The sequence below is a fragment of the Lichenibacterium dinghuense genome (genome assembly GCF_021730615.1).
GTDB lineage: Bacteria > Pseudomonadota > Alphaproteobacteria > Rhizobiales > Beijerinckiaceae > Lichenihabitans > Lichenihabitans dinghuensis.
This window is the reverse complement of the sequence record NZ_JAJLMN010000001.1, coordinates 1,357,986-1,378,476: the sequence shown is the minus strand read 5'-3', so window position 1 is coordinate 1,378,476 and position 20,491 is coordinate 1,357,986. Positions and strand designations below refer to the sequence as shown.

The 20,491-nt window shown below is 72.1% G+C and carries 17 protein-coding genes; 9 read left to right on the top strand and 8 right to left on the bottom strand.

Annotated features, from left to right (window positions below):
* Positions 1-50: 50 nt before the first annotated feature.
* A complete protein-coding gene (locus L7N97_RS06575) occupies positions 51-1,826 on the bottom strand; it encodes a long-chain-acyl-CoA synthetase (RefSeq protein ID WP_237477531.1) in 1,776 nt (591 codons plus the stop codon).
* A gap of 281 nt (positions 1,827-2,107) precedes the next feature.
* Here L7N97_RS06575 and L7N97_RS06570 point away from each other — a divergent pair, with 281 nt between their 5' ends.
* Together L7N97_RS06570 and metA are read left to right on the top strand one after the other, a co-directional pair.
* Positions 2,108-3,412 carry an O-acetylhomoserine aminocarboxypropyltransferase/cysteine synthase family protein gene (locus L7N97_RS06570; RefSeq protein ID WP_237477530.1) on the top strand — a complete coding sequence of 435 codons (1,305 nt, stop codon included), beginning with the start codon at positions 2,108-2,110 and terminating at the stop codon, positions 3,410-3,412.
* A 34-nt stretch (positions 3,413-3,446) separates the two neighbouring features.
* The gene (metA, locus tag L7N97_RS06565; protein ID WP_237477529.1) at positions 3,447-4,430 is read left to right on the top strand and encodes a homoserine O-succinyltransferase MetA; all 984 of its coding nucleotides are present in this window, start codon (positions 3,447-3,449) and stop codon (positions 4,428-4,430) included.
* Between the two features lie 88 nt (positions 4,431-4,518).
* Here the strand turns inward: metA and L7N97_RS06560 are convergent, their stop codons facing one another.
* The 3 genes from L7N97_RS06560 to L7N97_RS06550 form a co-directional block, all read right to left on the bottom strand.
* Positions 4,519-5,034 (bottom strand): hypothetical protein, encoded by a 516-nt coding sequence (locus L7N97_RS06560; RefSeq protein ID WP_237477528.1) that lies wholly within the window; start codon positions 5,032-5,034, stop codon positions 4,519-4,521.
* Positions 5,035-5,527: 493 nt separating this feature from the next.
* On the bottom strand, positions 5,528-7,432 hold the full coding sequence (locus tag L7N97_RS06555) for an HlyD family type I secretion periplasmic adaptor subunit (RefSeq protein WP_237477527.1): 1,905 nt from the start codon (positions 7,430-7,432) through the stop codon (positions 5,528-5,530).
* Positions 7,429-9,588 carry a type I secretion system permease/ATPase gene (locus tag L7N97_RS06550; RefSeq protein WP_237477526.1) on the bottom strand — a complete coding sequence of 720 codons (2,160 nt, stop codon included), beginning with the start codon at positions 9,586-9,588 and terminating at the stop codon, positions 7,429-7,431. The genes L7N97_RS06555 and L7N97_RS06550 overlap by 4 nt, the downstream gene beginning before the upstream one ends.
* Positions 9,589-9,818: 230 nt before the next feature.
* On the opposite strand from L7N97_RS06550, the gene L7N97_RS06545 reads away from it, so the two are divergent.
* A complete protein-coding gene (locus tag L7N97_RS06545) occupies positions 9,819-10,067 on the top strand; it encodes a hypothetical protein (RefSeq protein ID WP_237477525.1) in 249 nt (82 codons plus the stop codon).
* 12 nt (positions 10,068-10,079) lie between these two features.
* On the opposite strand, the gene L7N97_RS06540 is transcribed toward L7N97_RS06545, so the two are convergent.
* From L7N97_RS06540 to L7N97_RS06530, 3 genes are all read right to left on the bottom strand, one after another.
* Positions 10,080-11,597, bottom strand: a complete 1,518-nt coding sequence (locus L7N97_RS06540) for an FAD-dependent oxidoreductase (protein ID WP_237477524.1) — start codon at positions 11,595-11,597, stop codon at positions 10,080-10,082.
* 132 nt (positions 11,598-11,729) lie between these two features.
* On the bottom strand, positions 11,730-12,515 hold the full coding sequence (gene tam, locus L7N97_RS06535; protein ID WP_237477523.1) for a trans-aconitate 2-methyltransferase: 786 nt from the start codon (positions 12,513-12,515) through the stop codon (positions 11,730-11,732).
* An 8-nt stretch (positions 12,516-12,523) separates the two neighbouring features.
* On the bottom strand, positions 12,524-13,333 hold the full coding sequence (locus tag L7N97_RS06530) for a lytic transglycosylase domain-containing protein (RefSeq protein ID WP_237482072.1): 810 nt from the start codon (positions 13,331-13,333) through the stop codon (positions 12,524-12,526).
* A 378-nt stretch (positions 13,334-13,711) separates the two neighbouring features.
* Between L7N97_RS06530 and L7N97_RS06525 the strand changes: the two genes are divergently transcribed.
* Positions 13,712-14,077: a YMGG-like glycine zipper-containing protein gene (locus tag L7N97_RS06525; RefSeq protein ID WP_237477522.1), complete on the top strand. Its 366-nt coding sequence runs from the start codon at positions 13,712-13,714 to the stop codon at positions 14,075-14,077.
* The gene (locus L7N97_RS06520; protein WP_237482070.1) at positions 14,074-14,817 is read left to right on the top strand and encodes an N-acetylmuramoyl-L-alanine amidase; all 744 of its coding nucleotides are present in this window, start codon (positions 14,074-14,076) and stop codon (positions 14,815-14,817) included. Before L7N97_RS06525 ends, L7N97_RS06520 begins: the two co-directional genes overlap by 4 nt.
* Positions 14,818-14,847: 30 nt before the next feature.
* On the opposite strand, the gene L7N97_RS06515 is transcribed toward L7N97_RS06520, so the two are convergent.
* Entirely contained in the window at positions 14,848-15,744 is an 897-nt protein-coding gene (locus tag L7N97_RS06515; protein ID WP_237477521.1) for an alpha/beta hydrolase, read from the bottom strand.
* A 113-nt stretch (positions 15,745-15,857) separates the two neighbouring features.
* On the opposite strand from L7N97_RS06515, the gene L7N97_RS06510 reads away from it, so the two are divergent.
* The 4 genes from L7N97_RS06510 to L7N97_RS06495 all read left to right on the top strand — a co-directional run bounded on the left by L7N97_RS06510 (position 15,858) and on the right by L7N97_RS06495 (position 20,480).
* Entirely contained in the window at positions 15,858-16,184 is a 327-nt protein-coding gene (locus tag L7N97_RS06510; RefSeq protein ID WP_237477520.1) for an FtsB family cell division protein, read from the top strand.
* A gap of 226 nt (positions 16,185-16,410) precedes the next feature.
* Entirely contained in the window at positions 16,411-17,445 is a 1,035-nt protein-coding gene (gene pdhA, locus L7N97_RS06505) for a pyruvate dehydrogenase (acetyl-transferring) E1 component subunit alpha (protein WP_237477519.1), read from the top strand.
* Between the two features lie 60 nt (positions 17,446-17,505).
* Positions 17,506-18,954 (top strand): pyruvate dehydrogenase complex E1 component subunit beta, encoded by a 1,449-nt coding sequence (locus L7N97_RS06500; protein WP_237477518.1) that lies wholly within the window; start codon positions 17,506-17,508, stop codon positions 18,952-18,954.
* Positions 18,955-19,061: 107 nt separating this feature from the next.
* A complete protein-coding gene (locus L7N97_RS06495) occupies positions 19,062-20,480 on the top strand; it encodes a pyruvate dehydrogenase complex dihydrolipoamide acetyltransferase (protein ID WP_237477517.1) in 1,419 nt (472 codons plus the stop codon).
* Positions 20,481-20,491 lie beyond the last annotated feature (11 nt).

Below are 20,491 nucleotides of genomic sequence, written 5' to 3'. Positions count from 1 at the left end.
GCGGGATCGAGGGGCCGCCGGCCCGCTGCAGGGCGCGGGACGGCGCCCCGCTAGACCCTGAACGCCCCCGCCGCGATCCGGGCGTGCAGGGCGGCGTCGAGGGGCCGGTAGGCGCCGGCCTCGCGGTCGTCGGCGTAGAGCGGGTCGGCGGTCTGCGCGGGGTCGAAGCCGTCGCGCACCAGCGGCGCCTTGCGGTGCTTGAACGTGTCGGTGCTGTCGATCGCCGCCTGGAGGCGCAGGAAGGCCGGCCGGGCGTAGGGCGGCAGGCGCGAGGCGGCGTGCTCGCGCAGCGCGCCGAGCGAGAAGCCCTCGCCCACCACCAGCGCCGCCATGCCGGCGCGCCCGTCGCGGTGCGGCACCTCGACGCCGTAGACCGTGGCCTCGACCACGCCGGGCGCGCCCGTCAGCGCCTCCGCGACCTCGGAAGTGGCGACGTTCTCGCCCTGCCAGCGGAAGGTGTCGCCGACGCGGTCCACGAAGAAGAAGAAGCCGGCCGCGTCGCGCCGCATCAGGTCGCCGGTGCGGAACCAGCGGTCGCCGGGCGCGAAGACGTCGCGCAGCACCTTGGCTTCGCTGTCGGCCGCGCTCGTGTAGCCCTCGAAGCGGCCCGCGCCCTCGGCCCCGCCGATGAGCCCGACCGCCTCGCCGGCCTCGTCCGGCGCCGCGCGGACGCACAGCCCGTCCGCGCCCCGCAGCGGCGCGCCGCTCTCGACGTCGAAGCGCAGGATGGCGGCCGGGAAACGGTGGGCGAGGAAGGGCGGCACGCGGCCGATCGAGCCCAGCTTGCCCTCGACGTTGACGAGCGAGAAGCTGCCCTCGGTGGCGGCGTAGAACTCCATGATCTCCGGCACGGCGAAGCGCGCCCGGAACGCCTCCCACACGTCGGGGCGCAGCCCGTTGCCGAGGCACAGGCGCAGCCGGTGGGCCGGCACCGGTGCGCCCTCGGGGGAAGCGGCCAGCAGGTAGCGGCACAGTTCGCCGATGTATTGGAACAGCGTGCAGTCCCAGCGCGCCACCTCGTCCCAGAAGCGGGACACCGAGAAGCGCTCGGCGATCACCACCGAGCCGCCCGCCGCCAGCACGCAGCCCGGCGCCACCACGCCGCCGACGCTGTGGAACAGCGGCAGGCAGTCGTACATGCGGTCGTCCGGCCCGAGGTCCGCGAGGCCGGCGAACCAGAGGCTCCAGGTCATGATCCGGCGGTGGCTGACCACGGCCGCCTTGGGCAGGCCCGTGGTGCCGGAGGTGTAGATCAGCAGCGCCCGGTCCGCGGGGCGGACGGCGGGGCGCTCGTCGGGGCGGAGCGGCGCGCCGGAGAGGGCCGCCAGAGCCCCGTCGAAATCCGCCCCGCCGCGCAGGGAGGCGCGGGGCGGGGCGTCGAGGTGGGGCAGGGCCCCCGCGAAGGCTTCCCACAGCGACGCCGCCACGACCGCGTGGGCGGGCTCGGCCACGGCGATGCAGTGGGCCAGCGACGCGCCGACGAGGCTGGTGTTGAGCAGCGCCGCCGACAGGCCCGCGCGCGTGATGCCGATCCAGGCCGCGAGGTAGTCCGGGCAGTTCGGCATCAGGATCGCGACCGCGGCGCCGGGGGCGAGCCCCAGCGACAGCGCCCAGCGGCTGTAGCGGTTCGAGTGCGCCGCGAGGTCGGCGTAGCTCAGGCACTCGCCGTCGGACAGCAGCGCGGGCCGGTCCCCGTGACGCAGCGCCAGCGCGTCGATCGAGGCGGGGAAGGTCTGCGCCTCGTCGCCGTCGAGGCGGGCCGTCAGCTCGAGCGCGCGAAGCCAACGCTTGGTGGCAGAGGGGCGGGCGGCGGGGGCGGGTGGCATGGCGCGCGGCTCCGTTCGTTCTCGGTCGGGTTCCTGCGCGCCAGCGTGGAGAGCCGACCCTGCCATCCTGTGAACTCAATCCATCCGGCGCGAAGTCAAGGTTAATGCCGCCGCGTGTTCGGGTTCGGTAAAGTATCCGGGTAAGCTTCCTGCGGGTCGATTGCACGGAGGTCCGGCGTTGACGCGGCTTTCACTGCCTTCCACCGAGGATCGTTCCGAGATGAACGGGCCGCGGCGGCGATGAGGCCGACGACGTGCCGGACCGGACGGGGATCTTCACGATGCGGAACGAGACGATCGCGCTTCACGCCGGCTTCGGCGACGACCCCGCGACCCACGCGGTCGCGGTGCCGATCTATCAGTCGGTCGCCTTCGCGTTCGACAGCGCGGACCACGGCGCCGCGCTGTTCAACCTGGAGGAGGAGGGCTACCGCTACAGCCGAATCGCCAACCCGACCGTGGCGGTGCTGGAGGAGCGGGTGGCGGCGCTGGAGGGCGGGGCCGCCGCGGTCGCGGTGTCGACCGGCCAGACCGCGACCTATTACGCGCTCCTCAACCTCGCGGACCGCGGCGGCAACATCGTCACCGTGCCGCAGCTCTACGGCACGACCCACACGCTGCTGGCCCACACCCTGCCGCGCATGGGCGTCACGGGCCGCTTCGCCGCGTCCGACGCCGCGGCCGACGTCGAGCGGATGATCGACGCCGACACCCGCGCCGTCTTCTGCGAGAGCGTCGGCAACCCGGCCGGCAACATCCCGGACCTCGCGGCCCTGGCCGAGGTCGCGCACCGCCACGGCGTGCCCCTCGTCGTCGACAACACGGTCGCGACGCCCATCCTGGTCCGGCCGATCGAGCACGGTGCCGACGTCGTGGTCGAGTCGCTGACGAAGTTCATGGGCGGCCACGGCACGACGCTCGGCGGCGCCGTGGTGGACGGCGGCCGCTTCGACTGGGCGGCGCACGCCGGCCGCTTCCCCATGTTCTCGGAGCCCGACGCCTCCTACCACGGCATGGTCTACGCGCGCCGCTTCGGCCGCACCGCCTATGCGGCGCGCCTGCGCAGCGTGTACCAGCGGACCACCGGGGCCGTGCTGCCGGCGATGAGCGCCTTCCTGCTGATCCAGGGGATCGAGACCGTGGCGCTGCGCGTCGAGCGGCACGTCGAGAACGCCCGCCGCGTCGCCGACTTCCTCGCCGCCGACCCGCGCGTCGACTGGGTCAACTACGCCGGCTTCCCGTCATCGCCCTATCACGCCCTGGCGCAGCGCTACCTCGGCGGCCGGCCGCCGTCGCTGCTGACCTTCGGCGCCGCCGGGGGCTACGCGGGCGGCCAGGCCTTCTACGACGCGCTGAAGCTCGTGAAGCGCCTCGTCAACATCGGCGACGTCAAGTCGCTCGCCTGCCACCCGGCCTCGACCACGCACCGGCAGATGTCGCGGGGCGAGCAACTCGGCGCCGGGGTGCGGCCGGAGACGATCCGGCTCAGCGTCGGCATCGAGCACATCGACGACATCCTGGCAGACCTCGACCAGGCGCTCGCCGCGGCGGTCCGGCGGGGCGCCCCCGCCCTGGCGGCCGAGTGAGGCCGATGTCCGGCGCGAGGAGGGGAGGGCGGTCATGCCGTTGATGGTCCAGGGCGCCGGCGCGGTGCTCGCGGAGGCCGACGGGGTCCCGGGCCGGCGGGCCCCGGCGACTCCGGACAGGCTCGACATCGGCCTCGTCAACAACATGCCGGACGCCGCCCTGCGAGCGACGGAGCGCCAGTTCGCGCGGCTGCTCGCGGCCGCCTCCGGCGCGACCGAGGTGCGGCTGCACCTGTTCTCGCTCGACGGCGTGCCGCGCGGCGCCCCCGCCCGCGCCGCCATGGCGGGGCGCTACGGCGACGTCGCCGCGCTGGAGCGGACGCGGCTCGACGGCCTGATCGTGACCGGCGCGGAGCCGGTCGCGCCGTCCCTCGCCGACGAGCCCTACTGGGACGCGTTGACGCGGGTGGTCGACTGGGCCGAGCACAACACGGCATCGACGATCTGGTCCTGCCTCGCCGCCCACGCGGCGGTGCTCCACCTCGACGGCATCGCGCGGCGCCGGCTGCCGCGGAAGCGCTTCGGCCTGTTCGAATGCGTGACGACCGCGCCGGGCGGGCTGTTCGAGGGGGCCCCGGCCGGCCTGCGGGTGCCGCATTCCCGCTGGAACGACCTCGCCGAGGGCGACCTGCGCTCGCACGGCTACCGGATCGCGTCGCGCTCGCTGGAGGCGGGAATCGACTGCTTCACCAAGCAGTGGGCCAGCCTCTTCGTCTTCCTGCAGGGGCACCCGGAATACGACGCCGACACGCTGTTCCGCGAGTACCGGCGCGACGTTCAACGCTTCCTGCGCGGCGAGCGGGACGCCTTGCCCGAACTCCCGTCGGGCTACTTCGACGCGCGCACGGAAGCGGCCGTCGCCGTGTTCGAGGATCGCGCGAGGGACCGCCGGGCCGTGGCGGCCTGGGAAGCCTTCCCCCGCGACTGGGCCTGCCGCCGCCCGCTGATCGACCTGTGGCAATCCTCGGCGACGCGCTTCTACCGCAACTGGCTCGGCCTCGTCGCCGCCGCGCGGTGAGGCGGAGCGGGCCCATCCTGCACGAAACGAAGAGGGCGCCGGCTCGACAGCCGGCGCCCTCCGATTCGTCGTCGTTCAGTGAAGAGTTTCAGGCCGCGACGGCGCTGTAGCCATAGCCGTAGTAGCCACCGCCATAGCCACCATAGCCGAAGTAGCCGCCGTAACCACCGTAGCCGCCATAACCGAAGTAGCCACCGTAGCCGCCGTAACCGAAGTAGCCACCGTAGCCATAGTAGCCGCCATAACCGAAGTAGCCACCGTAGCCGCCGTAACCGAAGTAGCCACCGTAGCCATAGTAGCCGCCATAACCGAAGTAGCCACCGTAGCCGCCGTAACCGAAGTAGCCACCGTAGCCATAGTAGCCGCCGTAACCGAAGTAGCCACCGTAGCCATAGTAGCCGCCGTAGCCGTAATAGCCACCATAGCCGTAGTAGCCGCCATAGCCGTAGTAGCCGCCATAGCCGAAGTAGTCGTAACCACCGTAGCCGAAGTAGCCACCGTAGCCGTAGCCACCGTAGCCGTACCCACCATAGCCGAAGTAGCCGCCGTAGCCGTAGCCACCGTAGCCGTAGCCGCCATATCCACCGTAGCCGTAGACAGCCATGTGAAGCTCCGTTCTCCGTTCCGGCCGCACAGCGACCTAGGTGTTTCGCTTCCGCCCGATGGTAGCCATGGGCGGCGTTCTCATCGAGCCGCACTCGTCGAGATTCGCCCCGCGACCGAGGCTCAGCTCAAGCGTGCGCAGGTCACCCTTACAGAAGGATTGCGGTGAATCCCACTGAATAAGCGGCAACCTTCCGTTCAAGTCGAACAACGTGCGGATCCGAGCATCGTTCCTGAGCCGGGAGGGCAAACTACCCTGGGGACGGCAGAATTTTTGATTGACCCATATACGACGACGATTCGAAATCTCATTCACGAGTTGTTATTCAGCTTGCGCTCATCATTGAGACGATGCGGGACGAGAAGCGGGACTATGGATCCCGCGACCGAAGGAACGGCTCCCGACGGGGCGGCGTCACGACACGGTCATGCCGTGACCCGCGGGGCCTCGTGCCCGTCGCCCCCGATCCCGGTCCGGCCGGCGCGATCGCCCGTCACCGCTCCTGGGCGGACTGCTCGAAGAGCGAATGGAGGGGGGACAGGATATAGTCGATCGCCCGCCGGCTCTCGGTGCGGATCTCGACCGTGACGGTCATGCCCGACGACAGAGCCCTCATGCGCCCGTCGACCATGAGGCCGGGCTGGTCCGGCTTGATGATCACGGGGAACACGAGGTCGGTCGTCTGCTGCGCCGCGCTGGTGACCGACATCGCGCCGTCGGCGCTGGGAGGGACCGAGCCGTTCGCCTGCTGCTGCTGGGCCTGCTTGCCCGTGAGCGCGTCGGCCGCGACCTTGACGACCTTGCCGGAGATCGTGCCGTAGCGGGTGTAGGGAAAGGTGTCGACCTTGATGGTCGCGTCCTGCCCGACCTGGACGAAGCCGGCGTCTGTGTTGAGGATGTAGGCCTCGATCTCGAGCGGCGTGCCCTCGGGCACGACCTGCATGAGCTGCTGGCCCGTGGTGACGACCTGCCCGACCGTGGTGACGGCCGTCGCCTGCACGATGCCGTCGATGGGCGAGGTGAGCGTCATGTGGGCGACGTTCTCGTTCGCCTTGGCGAGGTCCTGCGTCAGCTTGTCGGCCTGCTGCTGCGCCTGCACCAGGGCCGAGGTGTGGGTGGTGACGAAGCTCTGCCGCGTCTGCACGATCTTGGCGTCGATCACGGGGATCGCCGCCTCGGCCTGGGCGAGGCTGCCCTGGAGGTTGACGAGCTGGAGCTGCGCCGCCTGGAGCTGCTGCTCCTCGGTGATCACGGTCAGCCGGCTGTTGTAGCCGTCCTTGAACAGCTGCTTGCCCATGCCGAGGTGCTCGGTGATGAGGGCGATCACCTTCTGCTGCGGCTCGAGGTTGGCCCTGTACTTGTCGCGCTCGGCCACCGTCGCGGCCCGCTCGGCCTGGAGGCTCGACAGCGTCGCGGCGAGGCTCGACAGCTCGCCGTCCATGGCCTGCGTTTCGCGCGAGGTGACGTAGGCCGGCAGGTCCTTCGGCCAGTCGACCTTCGGCGTCGTGTCGATCTTGTCGGCCGCGACGGCGGCGATCTCGGCCTTCTGGCGGAGAACCTCGCCGCGCGCGTTCCACAGCTGGTCCTGCGTGACGTTCCGTTCCGCGATCACGGTGGTGGGGTCGAGCTGCACCAGCACGGCGCCCGCCTTCACGCGGTCGCCGTCGGTCGCCAGGATGGCCTGCACCTTGCCGGACTCGACGGGCTGGACGACCTTGGTCCGGCCCGACGCCTGCACCTTGCCGGTGGCGTCCGCGTAGACGTCGAGGTGGCCGAACCACGACCAGGCCAGCGCGGCGGCGATCAGCCCGCACAGCGCGTAGATCAGCCACACGCGGATCGGCGAGGCCGGCGCTTCGAGGATCTCCAGCGCGCCGGGCAGGAACTCGCGGTCCACGGCGACGCGGTCCGGCTTCACCGGCGCCCACAGCTCGTCGAGGTCGATCACCGGGCGCGCGGCGTGCTTCATGCGCGGCTGGAGGGCGGTGCCCGGAGGCCTGCCCCGCCCGCCGCGGACCTGCAGGGCGCGCCCTTGCCCCTCAGGCTCGGCCGCGGCGCCGCCCCGCGCCCGGCGCGCGGGGGACGGCGCGGCGGGTTCCGCCGCCACGTCCACCACCCGGCCGGGGGCGGGCCTGTCCGCCACGGTCGCGACGGCGCGCGCCGCCTGCAGCCGCGAGCTCACCGCCACGGCGGCCTGGGACGGGGCGGCGTCCCCGCCGGGGGCGGGCGCCGTGCCGCGCCGGCGCCGCGCGGGCTGCTGCGGCGCGAATTCGGGATCGATCGCCGCGCCGGTCGGGGCGGGCGCGATCACCGCCGTCGTATCGGGCTGGGCCCCGCCCGGCGCGACGTCGAGCGCGTCGGCCCCCGCGACCGAGCCGCGGCGCGTCGGGGCGCTCACGCGCTCACCTGGTCGGTCTGCAGCGACCACAGCCGCGCGTAGAGGCCGCCGCTGCGGCGGACGAGGTCGTCGTGGGTGCCGATCTCGATGATCTCGCCCCGCGTCATGCCGACGATCCGGTCGCAGTTGCGCACCGCGGCGAGGCGGTGGGCGATGACGATCACGGTGCGCCCCTGCGCGATCTGGTCCATATTGTGGCGGATGATGCGCTCGCTCTCGTAGTCGAGCGCGCTGGTCGCCTCGTCGAGGATCAGGATGCGCGGGTCGGTGGCGAGCGCCCGCGCGATGGCGATGCGCTGGCGCTGGCCGCCGGAAAGGTTGGCGCCGCGCTCCTCGATCATCGTGTCGTAGCCCTGCGGCAGCTTGACGATGAACTCGTCCGCGCCGGCGAGCTTCGCCACCCGCACCACGCCGGCGCGCGACAGGCCGGGGTTGGCCAGGGCGATGTTCTCGTGCACGGTCTGGTTGAACAGGTAGTTCTCCTGCAGCACCACGCCGAGCTGGCGGCGCAGCCAGGTGGGGTCGACCTGGGCGATGTCGATGCCGTCGACCAGGATGTCGCCGCTGGACGGCGCGTGGAAGCGCTGCACGAGCTTGGTGAGCGTGGACTTGCCCGACCCCGACGGGCCGACGATGCCGATCACCTCGCCTGGGCGGATGTCGAGGCTCACCTTGCGGAGCGCCTCGGGCAGCTCGGGGCGGTAGCGGAACGACACGTCGCGCAGCGCGATCGCGCCCTTGGGCGTCGGCAGGGCCTGCAGGGCGTGGGGCTGAAGCTCCACGGGCGCGTCCAGGATGTCGGCCAGGTGCTCCAGCGACACCTGAACTTCCTGGAAGCTCTGGTAGAGCTGCGCCGAGCGCAGGATCGGCTGGGTGACGCGCTGGCCGATCATCGAGAAGGCGATGAGGCCGCCCACGGTCATGCTGCCGGAGATCACCTGCTGGGTGCCGAAGAACAGGATCAGCGCGGTCTGCAGGTTGGTGACGAAGGAGATGCTCGTCTGCGTGACCGTGCCGAGGATGGTGGAATGGAAGCCGGCCTTGACGAAGCCCGACAGCCGCTCCTCCCACAGCTTCTGGAACACCGGCTCGACCGCCGAAGCCTTGATGGTCTGGATGCCCACCACCGTCTCGACGAGCAGCTGCTGCGCCTTGGACCAGCGGCGGAACTTGTCCTTCAGCCGCTTGCGGTAGAGCGGCTTCATCAGCACGCTGATGCCGAAGTAGACCGGCATCAGCAGGACGATCACCATCGTCAGGCTCAGCGAATAGAGCGCGAGCACGGCGAGGAAGATGAACACGAACAGGAGGTCGACCACCGAGGTCAGGCTCTGGTCCGTCATGAACCGCCGCACGGTGTCGAGCTCGCGGGCCCGCGTCACGATGATGCCGGTCGGGCGGCGCTCGAAATAGGAGATCGGCAGGCGGACCAGGTGGGCGTAGAGCTTGGCGCCGAGCTCGACGTCGATGCGGTTCGACGTGTGGTTCAGGACGTAGGCGCGCAGGTACTTGAGGATGCCGGAGAAGATCGAGATCAGCACCATGGCGCTGATGACGACGACCAGCGTCGAGTAGCTCTTCGACACCAGCACCTTGTTGACGACGAGCTGGAACACCAGCGGGGTCGCGAGGCCGAGCAGGTTGATGAAGAAGGACGTGACGAGGACGTGGACCAGCGGCTTGCGGTAGCGCTTGACCGCCGGCACGAACCAGGAGAGGCCGAACTTGAGCTGCTCGGCGGCGAGACCGGCGCTCTTGCCGATCAGGATGACGTCGCGGTCAAGCCGCTGGAGCACCTCGTCGATCGAGAGCTGGGCCTGGCGCCGCGTGAGGGGGTCGATGACCCGGTGCAGGCCCGGATCGGTCTCGACGCCGAACACCGCCCAGGTCCCGTCCTTGACCTTGACGATGGCCGGGACCGGGATGGTCCGCATGCGCTTGGCGTCGGGGTCGCGCACCACGCGGGCCTTGAGGCCGACCCTGATGGCGGAGCGGGCCAGGTCCTCGGCGGTGGGCGGGGCGTCGCCGAGCCCGGAATCGTGGCTGAGCTGCGCAGCCGAAGCCAGCACGCCGTGATGGTTGGCGAGATGCGCCACCGCCATGAAGCCCCCGTTGAACATCGGGATCGCTTCGAGATCGGAGAATGGAGCGTTCAAGCCGCCTGTCCTGACTGTGCCGCGCGAGCGCGAGCTCTTTCCGCTACCGCCGCTCCGGCCGATGGGCAAGCGCGGCGGGATTACAAATGTGCAAGCCACGATCTTCGCCCCGCGGGGATGAACATCCGTCGAACGGGGGCGGCCCGGCCGCGCCCGCCCGCGGTGGCCGGGCGGCGCCGTTTCCGCTATGCGGACCGCGGACAGCAGCAGACCCTCGACGGAATGGACCCGTGAAACAGCACATCGACAGCCTGCGGACCCTCCGCGACTTCCTGGTCGAGGACCGCCGAAACCTCGTCACGGCGCTGGTGGCCGACCCGCACACGTCGGGCGACGCGGCGGGGGACTTCATGAACCTGCAGCAGTTCATCGACGTCGTGGAGCGCGCGATCAGCCACGAGATGAGCCTCGACCGGCCCCAGGGCTCCTGGCCGCCGAAGCCGCCCGGCGGCAAGGGCATGATGCCGCCGCCGCGCTGAGCGGGCCGGGCCTCACCCCGCCGCGACGGCGCGCTCCATCGCGGCCTCGCACTCCAGGGACTCGACGTCGCGCCCCATCGTGGCGACGGCCGCGGCCCGACCGCCGCTCGCGAAGGTGATCGTGGCTTCGCGCTTCGCCGGCGAGCCGTCGACCTCCGGCGCGTCCTCCTTCCCGGCGTGGCCGACGTAGCGCAGCGACAGGTCGAAGTGCTTCGACCAGAAGAACGGCACCTCCGCGAAGGGCGTCGGGTGGCCGAGCATGTTGGCCGCCGCGGCCTGCCCCTGGCGCTGCGCCACCACCCAGTGCTCGACGCGGATGTTCCGCCCGGTGTGCGGGTCCGGCCAGCGGGCGATGTCGCCGGCAGCGAAGACGTCCGGGTCCGAGGTCCGGAGGTTCGCGTCGACCACGACGCCGTCCTCGACCGTCAGGCCGGCCGCCTCGGCGAGCCCGGTACGCAGCGCGACGCCGATCCCCAGCACCACGAGGTCGGCCGGCAGCACCGAGCCGTCGTCGAGCGTGACGTCGCCGGCGCCGATGGCCTTGGCTTCGCGGCCGAGGCGGAACGCCACCCCCTTGTCGCGGTGGACCGCCATCACGGCCTTCGACACCTCCTCGCCGAACACCTTCGCGGTCGGCGCCTCCTCGGGCGACACCACCGTCACGGCGACGCCGCGGCTCCTCAGCGAGGCCGCGGTCTCCAGCCCGATGAAGCTCGACCCCAGCACCACGACGTTCTCGGCAGTGCCGATGCGCGCCAGCACGGCCCGGCAGTCGGCGAGGCTGCGCAGCACGCGCACGTGGTCCGCGTCGGCGCCCGGCAGGTCGGGGCGCTTCGGCTCGGCGCCGGTGGCGAGCAGCAGCTTGCTGTAGGGCACCGCCTCGCCGCCCTCCAGGACCGCCGCGCGCCTGTCGCGGTCGATCCGCTCGACGGCCGTCGACAGGCGCAGCTCGACGCCGAGCGCCGCTAGATCGGTCTTCGAGATCGGCAGGCGGTCGTCGCCGAACTTGCCGTCGAGGTAGTCCTTGGTGAGGATCGTGCGGTCGTAGGGCGCGTGGTCGTCGGCGGAAAGGACGATCACGCGGGCGCGGGGCGCGCACTCCTTCAGCGCCACGGCGGCGCTGTAGCCTGCGGCACCGCCGCCGACGATCACGAAGGGCCCCTCCGCGAGGGCGATGGGCTCGCGCGGGGGATGGACCGGCTCGGCCTGCGTCACGCGGGCGCGGCCGTCCTCGACCGCGACGGGCCACACCGGCAGCGGGTCGAAGGCCGGCGCCTTGGCGGCGCGGCCCGTGGACACGTCGAAGCAGGCGTGGTGCCAGGGGCAGCGTAGCTCGCCGCCGACCAGCAGCCCCTTGGCCATCGGCGCCCCGAGGTGGGTGCATTTGGCGCCCACGGCGCGGAACCCGTCGCCGGCGCGCACCAGCACGGCGTCGTGCTCGCCGACCGTGCCGGCGAGCAGGCCGGAGTCGGGGATGTCGCCCAAGGCGACGCCGGCGAGGAGGTCGGGTTTCGGCTGGTCTTCGGCCATGGCGGGGCGGCTCCGGGGATGTTCCGCCGGAGAACCCCCGCCCGGCCCCTCCGGTTCGCGGGCGCGTCGTCGCGGCGCCATGGGCAGCGGCGTTGGTCGCACTCCGCCCGTCCGTCGGCCGAGATCGGACGGCTATGCTGCCGCCCGCCGCGCCACGATGAACACGCGCGGGAAGGCGAGCAGGCGCCGACCGTCGGCGCGGGCCGGATAGCCGCCGTCGATGGCGCGCGCGTAGGCGTCGAGGAAACCCGCTTTCAGGTCCGGCGGCAGCGGGTCGGTGAAGGGTTTCAGCCCCGTGGCGCTCACCCACTCGACGATGGCGGCGGCGTCGTCCATCCGGTGCTGATAGGCGGTGCGCCACACGTCCACCTCGGCGGCGAGCGGCGCCAGCGCGTCGTAGTAGGCGTCGACGCTCAGCATGCGGCCGAGCCGCCCCGCCACGGCCGGGTCGCCGATCGCGGCGGCCCAGGGGCCCGCGGCCGCGACCTCGCGCATCAGCCGGTGCGAGGGCTCGGCGAGGTTGTCGGGCATCTGCACGGCGAGCACGCCGCCGGGCGCCAGGAGGCCGAACAGGCGCGGCAGCAGGTCCGCGTGGCCCGGCAGCCATTGCAGCACGGCGTTGGCGAAGATCAGGTCCGGCGCGCGCCCGGGCACCCAGGTCGCGGCGTCGGCCGCCTCGAAGCGGAGCGCCGGCAGGCGCCGCCGCGCGCTGTCCAGCATGGCCGCGGAGGTGTCGAGGCCGACCACCTCGGCGTCGGGGAAGCGGCGCACGATCAGCTCGGTCGAGTTGCCGGGGCCGCAGCCGAGGTCGTAGGCGAGCCGCGGGGCGCCGAGGTCGACGCGGCCGAGCAGGTCCGCCGCGGGGCGGGTGCGCTCGCCCTCGAAGCGCGTGTAGAGGGCGGGGTCCCAGTCGGCCATGGGTCCCGTCAGTCCCGCGCCATCAGCGAGCGGGCATGGGCGCAATAGGCGCGGTTGGCGGCGTTCGGATGGCGGGCGAGGTGGCCCGACTGGTAGCGCATCAGCGCGCCGCAGACGTCGCCGTGGGCGTCGCGGTAGGCCTGCGCCAGCACCTTCATGCCGTAGCGCAGGTTCGTGTCGGCGACGAGCAGCCCCACCGCCGGGCCGCTGAACCCCACCGCGCGGGCCGTGGCCCACTTGATCTGCATGAGGCCCAGCGCGCCGTGGTTCGACGCGCGGGCGTTGCCGCCGCTCTCGATCCGCACCACCGCCTTGGCCAGCGCCACCGGCACGCCCTCGGCGAAGGCGTGCTTGGCGAGCAGCTCCGCCAGCGAATGCGAAGCCGCCTCGCGGGCGCCCTCGAAGGTCGCCGCGGAGGTGCCGGGGGTCGGCGCCGCGGCCTCGCGGTTGCCGGGCGGCGGCGTTTCCAGCGTCGCGACGGCGCTGCCCACGTCGCCCTCGTGCGACGGCGGCAGCGGCGCCGGGGTCGACCCGATGGTGAGGTGCCGGATGCCGCCGAACGGGTCGACGCTGCGGTTGAGCGCCGCTGCGGCCCGCGCCACCCGGCGCTCGCGCTCGCGGGCGATGCGGGTGCGGCGGCGGCCGGACCGGGTCCGGCCCGCGGGGGCCTGCTCGGCGACGGGGGCCGGTGCGGGGGCCGCGGCGATCGGAGGGGTCGGCGTGTCCTGCAGGAGGGGCGAGAAATGGGCCTGGCCGTCGGCCGATGCCAGCGAGGCGGAGACCAGCAGGGCGCCGGTCGCGAGAACAGCGCGCGACATCGAGAGCAAGCCGCTTCCTCCACATGGGTTGGTCGAAGCCGGCAGACCGCCGCCCAAATGCGTCGAAATCCGGGCCCGGCCGGTCAGCGATGTGTTGAAGGTCGATGAAGGCGCGCCGTGGGAAGTCGTTTTTTGTCCGCTGTGTGGTTTTCGACACAGGGGAGGGTGGAACGGCGCGCCGGGACCGGATCGACACTGCCGGTCGCGCCCGCCTTCCGCAGAAAAGCCCGCTTTGCTCCGGAATGAGCCCCGGCAGCCCCCGTCCAGGGGCGGTCGGGATTCATCGTTAGGCCGGCGTTCACTTCGCCGGCGCCAGGCTCGCGCGTCGGATCGGGTTCGGGGCCGGGCAGGTACGGCGTGCGGCCGAAGGGAGTGGGTATGAGGAAGAGATCCGCGGCGGCCGGCGCCGCCATGCTGGGCGCGCTGGCGCTCGCCGGCTGCGCGGCGCAGACGCCCGAGGAATACAACGCCGGCCGCGGCGCCGTGCTGGGCGGCGCCACCGGCGCGCTGATCGGCGGCCTCGCCACCGGCCGGCCCGTCGGCGCGCTGGCCGGTGCGGCGGTGGGCGCCGGCACCGGCGCGGTGCTGGGCGCGGCCTCGACCCCGCGCTACGGCTATCCGCCCCCGCCCGTCGCCTACGAGCCGCCCCCTCGCGCCTGCGCCAAGATGGGCTACGACGAATACGGCAACCCGGTGTGCCTCAGGCTCGCCGGCTACCGCGCCGTGCCGCCCTCCAACTACTGAGCCGCGTGCCGACGCCGGACAGCCGCCTCGCCGCGGCCGTCCGCCCCTCGCCCAACCACGGCGAGCGGCGAGGCCACGGCCGGCCGGACGCGATCGTGCTGCACTACACCGGCATGGCGGACGGCCCCTCCGCGGTCCGCCGGCTGTGCGACCCCGCCTCCGAGGTCTCGTGCCACTACGTCGTCGAGGAGGACGGCACGGTGCTGCAACTCGTGCCCGAAGCGCGCCGCGCCTGGCACGCGGGGGCGGGATCGTGGGCCGGCGCGGGCGACCTCAACTCCGCCTCGGTGGGGATCGAGATCGTCAACGGCGGCCACGACTTCGGCCTGCCGCCCTTCCCGGCCGCGCAGATCGAGGCCGTTGTCGCGCTGTGCCGCGACGTGATGCACCGGCACGGCATCGTGCCCGCCCGCGTGCTCGCCCATTCCGACCTCGCGCCCGGCCGCAAGCGGGACCCCGGCGAGCTTTTCCCGTGGGACCGCCTGGCCGCGGCCGGCGTCGTGGTGCGCGTCGAGCCCTCCGACGACCTGTCGACGGGCCTGCCGCTCGACCCCGAGGAGGTGCGCGCCGTCCAGGCCGACCTCGCGCGCCTCGGCTACGGGATCGCGGCCACGGGGGTGCACGACGCCGCGAGCCGCGCCGTGGTGGAGGCCTTCCAGCGCCGCCACCGCCCCGCGCGAATCGATGGCGCCATGGACCCCGGCACCCGCGACACGCTGAGCCGCCTGCTGACGCCGTGACGGCTTACCCCTTCTCCCGCGAGGGGAGGATCACAGGAACGCCAGCAGCGCCGCCAGCGTCGCTTCGGGATCCTCCTCGGCCATGAAGTGGCCCGTGTCGGTCTCGACGCCCCGCGCGTCCGGCGCGAAGCCCGCGCGCCACACGTCGACCGGCTTCGGCTTGCCCGGCCTGACGAGGTAGCGCCGGCTCGCCACCACCAGCACGGGGCAGTCGATCGTGCGGCCCGCGGCCTCGTCGGCGCGGTCGTGCTCCACGTCCTGCGCGGCGCCGGCGCGGTAGTCCTCGCACATGGCGTGGATGCGGGACGGCTCGTTCCAGCCGGCGCGGTAATGGTCCAGCGCCTCGGGTGCGAAGGGCGACAGGTCCTTCGTGCCGGTCCACCTCCGCATCAGGCCCTCGTAATAGGCGATCGGGTCGGCGCCGATCTCCGTCTCGGGCTGCGGCTCGGGGCGCGCCAGCCAGGGCCAGTGCGGCGACACCTCCGGATCGCTCTCGCGCGAGCGCCACACCTCGGCGGTCGGCACGATGTCGAGCAGCGCGAGGCGCTCGATGCGCCCGGGCTGGTCGAGCGCCAGGCGGTAGCCGACGCGGGCCCCGCGGTCGTGGCCGACGAACCGGAAGCGCGCGTGGCCGAGGTCGGCCATCAGTGCCACCACGTCGGCCCCCATGGCGCGCTTGGTGTAGCCCTCGCCGTTCCGGCTCGCCGGCACGGACGACCAGCCGTAGCCGCGCAGGTCCGGCACCACCACGGTGAAGCGCTCCGCGAGCTTCGGCGCGACGCGGTGCCACTGCGCCGCCGTCTCGGGAAACCCGTGGACGAGCACGAGCGGCGGGCCCTCGCCGCCGACCCGCGCGAAGACGCGGCCGGCGTCGGTGGACGCGGTGCGGGGCGCGAAGCCGGGGAACAGGTCGGCGAGGTCGGGCATGGCGCGGCTCCGTGTTGTCCGCGCCGTCAACGCCCGAGCCGGCCTTCGGTCCCGCGCCGGCCATCGGCGACAGCCTTAACGGGGCGTCAACACCGCCCGTGCAGGGTGACGCCATGGTCGTCCGCACCCGCCTCCGCGCCATCCTCACGCCGCTGCTCCTCTACGCCGTGTCGGGGGCGATGTCGGCCTATTTCGTCCAGACCGCGATCCACGGCGCGCGCGGGATCAAGGCCAAGGAGGAATACAAGGCCGAGATCGCGCAACTGCGGGGCGACCTCGACCGCCTCAAGGCCGAGCGGGCCGGCTGGCTGCACCGCGTCACGCTGATGCACAGCGACACGGTGGACCGCGACCTCGCGTCCGAGCAGATCCGCTTGAAGCTCGGCTACGTCGACCCGCGCGACCTCGTCATCTTCACCGACGCCAACCGCAAGCGCTGAGCGGGACGCGCGCCGGCCGCGGCATTTCTGCATACAACGGCGCCGCAACACCGAATGCTGCGACGCAGCATGCAGAATGCGCAGATTGGTCATGCAAAACAGCGGCTTGATGAGCCGTCGAGAGCGCCTTTCACCCCTCGCCTTCGGCGGCGGGCTCCGCTAGCTTATGCCCCGAATGTTGCCGACGGCGCCCTCGACGGCGCCGCTGTCGCATGAAGGAGCGCCCATGGCCGAAGCCGCAGAACTGTCCCGCGCCGGGGATGAAGCCCACGACACGTCGGGGCAGCGCAACCATTTCGCGGCCTTCACCAAGCAGGAGGAGTTGGACAGCTACTACGACATGCTGCTGATCCGCCGCTTCGAGGAGAAGGCCGGCCAGATGTACGGCATGGGCCTGATCGGCGGCTTCTGCCACCTGTACATCGGCCAGGAGGCCGTGGTGGTGGGCATGAAGATGGCCACCACCCCGAAGGACAAGGTCATCACCGGTTACCGCGACCACGGCCACATGCTGGCCTGCGGCATGGACCCCAAGGGCGTGATGGCGGAGCTGACGGGGCGCCGGGGCGGCTACAGCCGCGGCAAGGGCGGCTCCATGCACATGTTCTCCAAGGAGAAGAACTTCTACGGCGGCCACGGCATCGTGGGCGCGCAGGTGTCGCTCGGCACCGGCCTCGCCTTTGCCAGCAAGTACGACGAGGACGGCACGGTCGCCATGGCCTATTTCGGCGACGGCGCGGCCAACCAGGGCCAGGTCTACGAGAGCTTCAACATGGCGGAGCTGTGGAAGCTCCCCGTGATCTACGTGATCGAGAACAACCGCTACGCCATGGGCACCTCGGTGACGCGCTCCTCGGCGCAGACCGACTTCTCCAAGCGCGGCGTGAGCTTCGCGATCCCCGGCATCCAGGTCGACGGCATGGACGTGCGCGCCGTCAAGGCGGCGGGCGAGGAGGCGGCCGAGCACTGCCGCTCCGGCAAGGGCCCGATCATCCTGGAGATGCAGACCTACCGCTACCGCGGCCACTCCATGTCGGACCCGGCGAAGTACCGGACCCGCGAGGAGGTGCAGAAGATGCGCGACCAGCAGGACCCGATCGAGCAGGTCCGGGCGCGCCTCGTGAAGGACCACGGCACCACCGAGGACGACCTCAAGGCGGTGGACGCCAAGATCCGCGCCGTGGTGGCCGAGGCCGCCGACTTCGCCCAGTCCGACCCCGAGCCCGACCCGTCGGAGCTGTGGACCGACATCACGCTCTGAACGACACGCCGGACCGCGCGCGAAGCCGGGCTCCGACAAGCCGGACTCTAGGGAAGAAACATGGCCACCAACGTATTGATGCCCGCCCTGTCCCCGACGATGGAGCAGGGCAAGCTCGCCAAGTGGATCAAGAAGGTCGGCGATCCCATCAAGTCCGGCGACATCATCGCCGAGATCGAGACCGACAAGGCCACCATGGAGGTGGAGGCGGTCGACGAGGGCACGCTGGCCAAGATCCTGGTGGAGGAGGGCACCGACAACGTGGCGGTCAACACCCCCATCGGCGTGATCGTGGCCGAGGGCGAGTCGGCCGACGCGGCCCCGGCGGCGGCCCCCAAGGCCGAGGCGGCGTCCGCGCCGGCGGCGGGCGGCACACCCGAGGGCGCGAAGCCCGGCGCGCCGGACCTCGAAGGCAAGCCCAAGGCGCCCGGCCAGCCGGGCCCCGGCCCGACGGCCGACGGGGCCAGCCACGCGCTGAAGGGCGGCGCGCCCGAGGCCGACTCGCCGGAGATCCCGGCCGGCACCAAGACCGTGACCATGACGGTGCGAGAAGCGCTCCGCGACGCCATGGCGGAGGAGATGCGGCGCGAGCCTAAGGTCTTCGTGATGGGCGAGGAGGTCGCCGAATACCAGGGCGCCTACAAGGTCACGCAGGGGCTCCTGCAGGAGTTCGGCGCCAGGCGCGTCATCGACACGCCCATCACCGAGCACGGCTTCGCCGGCATCTGCGTCGGCGCCTCGATGTCGGGCCTGAAGCCCATCGTCGAGTTCATGACCTTCAACTTCGCCATGCAGGCGATCGACCACATCATCAACTCGGCGGCCAAGACGCTCTACATGTCGGGCGGGCAGATGGGCTCGCCCATCGTGTTCCGCGGCCCCAACGGCGCGGCGGCCCGCGTCGGCGCGCAGCACAGCCAGGACTATACGGCCTGGTATTCCTCCGTGCCCGGCCTCAAGGTGGTGGCGCCCTACACGGCGGCGGACGCCAAGGGCCTGCTGAAGAGCGCCATCCGCGACCCGAACCCGGTCGTGTTCCTGGAGAACGAGATCCTCTACGGGCAGAGCTTCGAGGTGCCCGAGGGCGACGACTTCACGATCCCGATCGGCAAGGCCAAGGTGGCCCGGAGCGGCAAGGACGTCACGATCGTGTCCTGGTCGATCGGCATGACCTACGCGCTCAAGGCCGCCGACGAGCTCGCCAAGGAGGGCATCGAGGCCGAGGTGATCGACCTGCGCACGATCCGCCCGATGGACATCGAAACCGTGGTGAAGTCGGTCAAGAAGACCAATCGCTGCGTCACCGTGGAGGAGGGGTGGGCCCAGTCGGGCGTCGGCGCCGAGATCATGGCCAAGCTGATGGAGCTCGCCTTCGACGACCTCGACGCCCCGGTGGTGCGCGTGACCGGCAAGGACGTGCCGATGCCCTACGCCGCCAACCTTGAGAAGCTGGCGCTGCCCAACGTCGGCGAGGTGGTCGCGGCCGTCAAAGCCGTCACCTACCGGTGAGCTTCACGCCCGGCGCGCTCCGCCGGGCCCTCGGCAGGCTCGTCCGCGCCTGCCGCTCCCTCCGATCTTCGGCAGCCCGGCTGCTCCGGCCCCCCTTCGAGGCGTCCATGCCCACCAACATCCTGATGCCGGCCCTGTCCCCCACGATGGAGAAGGGCAACCTCGCCAAGTGGCTGAAGAAGGAGGGCGACGCCATCAAGTCCGGCGACGTCATCGCCGAGATCGAGACCGACAAGGCCACCATGGAGGTGGAAGCGGTCGACGAGGGCGTGCTGGCGAAGATCGTGGTGCCGGAGGGCACCGCCGACGTGCCCGTCAACGAGCTGATCGGGCTGATCGCGGCCGACGGCGAGGACGCCGCCGCGGTGGCGTCGGGCGGCGGCAAGGCGCCCGCAGCGGCTGCCGCGCCGGCCGCCGGCGGATCGGTCCCGCCGCCCCAGGCGGCGCCGGCCGGCGAGCTGACCGTGCCGGAGGGCCACCAGTACGAGCGCGCCCCGAAGCTGGAGCACGTCGACGCCAAGCCGGCCGCGGGCGGAGCGGCCCCCGCGCCGCAGAGCAACGGCGCCGCGGCGCCGGCCGCCGACGGGGCGGGCCGCGTCTTCGCCTCGCCGCTGGCGCGCCGCGTCGCCAAGGACGCCGGGCTCGACATCGCCGCGGTGAAGGGCTCGGGCCCGCACGGCCGCATCGTCGAGCGCGACGTGCGCTCGGCCATCGCCAACCCGCCAAAGGCCGCTGCGGCGCCCGCTCCTGCCGCCAAGGCGCCCGCGCCGGCCAAGCCCGCGCCCGCGGCCGACGACATGGTCAAGGGCATGTTCCCGGCCGGCTCCTTCGAGGAAGTGCCGCACGACCGCATGCGCAAGACGATCGCGCGCCGCCTGTCCGAGGCCAAGCAGACGATCCCGCACTTCTACCTGTCGGCCGACTGCGAGCTCGACGCCCTGATGGCGCTGCGCGAGCAGGTCAACGGCTCCGCCGGCAAGGACAAGGACGGCAAGCCGGCCTTCAAGCTGTCGGTCAACGACTTCATCATCAAGGCGCTGGCGCTGGCGCTGAAGCGCGTGCCCGAGGCCAACGTGTCCTGGACCGAGGCCGCCATGCTCAAGCACAAGCACGCCGACATCGGCGTGGCGGTGTCGATCCCCGGCGGCCTCATCACGCCCATCGTGCGCCACGCCGAGACCAAGACGCTGTCGACCATCTCCAACGAGGTGAAGGACATGGCGTCGCGCGCCAAGGCGCGGAAGCTGAAGCCCGAGGAGTTCGAGGGCGGCACCAGCGCCGTGTCGAATCTCGGCATGTTCGGCGTCAAGAACTTCCAGGCCATCGTCAACCCGCCCCACGCGACGATCCTGGCGGTCGGCGCCGGCGAGAAGCGCGTCGTGGTGAAGAACGGCGAGCCGAAGGTCGCGACCGTGATGACCGTGACGCTGTCGACCGACCACCGCGCGGTCGACGGCGCGCTCGGCGCCGAGCTGATGAGCGCCTTCAAGGACTACATCGAGCATCCGATGAGCATGCTGGTCTGACGGCACTGCGC

Bases quoted from the DNA above. Each gene is read 5' to 3' on its own strand.
- L7N97_RS06575 (WP_237477531.1), bottom strand. From the start codon at position 1,826: ATGCCACCCGCCCCCGCCGCCCGCCCCTCTGCCACCAAGCGTTGGCTT.
- L7N97_RS06570 (WP_237477530.1), top strand. From the start codon at position 2,108: ATGCGGAACGAGACGATCGCGCTTCACGCCGGCTTCGGCGACGACCCC.
- metA (WP_237477529.1), top strand. From the start codon at position 3,447: ATGCCGTTGATGGTCCAGGGCGCCGGCGCGGTGCTCGCGGAGGCCGAC.
- L7N97_RS06560 (WP_237477528.1), bottom strand. From the start codon at position 5,034: ATGGCTGTCTACGGCTACGGTGGATATGGCGGCTACGGCTACGGTGGC.
- L7N97_RS06540 (WP_237477524.1), bottom strand. From the start codon at position 11,597: ATGGCCGAAGACCAGCCGAAACCCGACCTCCTCGCCGGCGTCGCCTTG.
- tam (WP_237477523.1), bottom strand. From the start codon at position 12,515: ATGGCCGACTGGGACCCCGCCCTCTACACGCGCTTCGAGGGCGAGCGC.
- L7N97_RS06530 (WP_237482072.1), bottom strand. From the start codon at position 13,333: ATGTCGCGCGCTGTTCTCGCGACCGGCGCCCTGCTGGTCTCCGCCTCG.
- L7N97_RS06525 (WP_237477522.1), top strand. From the start codon at position 13,712: ATGAGGAAGAGATCCGCGGCGGCCGGCGCCGCCATGCTGGGCGCGCTG.
- L7N97_RS06515 (WP_237477521.1), bottom strand. From the start codon at position 15,744: ATGCCCGACCTCGCCGACCTGTTCCCCGGCTTCGCGCCCCGCACCGCG.
- L7N97_RS06510 (WP_237477520.1), top strand. From the start codon at position 15,858: ATGGTCGTCCGCACCCGCCTCCGCGCCATCCTCACGCCGCTGCTCCTC.
- pdhA (WP_237477519.1), top strand. From the start codon at position 16,411: ATGGCCGAAGCCGCAGAACTGTCCCGCGCCGGGGATGAAGCCCACGAC.
- L7N97_RS06500 (WP_237477518.1), top strand. From the start codon at position 17,506: ATGGCCACCAACGTATTGATGCCCGCCCTGTCCCCGACGATGGAGCAG.
- L7N97_RS06495 (WP_237477517.1), top strand. From the start codon at position 19,062: ATGCCCACCAACATCCTGATGCCGGCCCTGTCCCCCACGATGGAGAAG.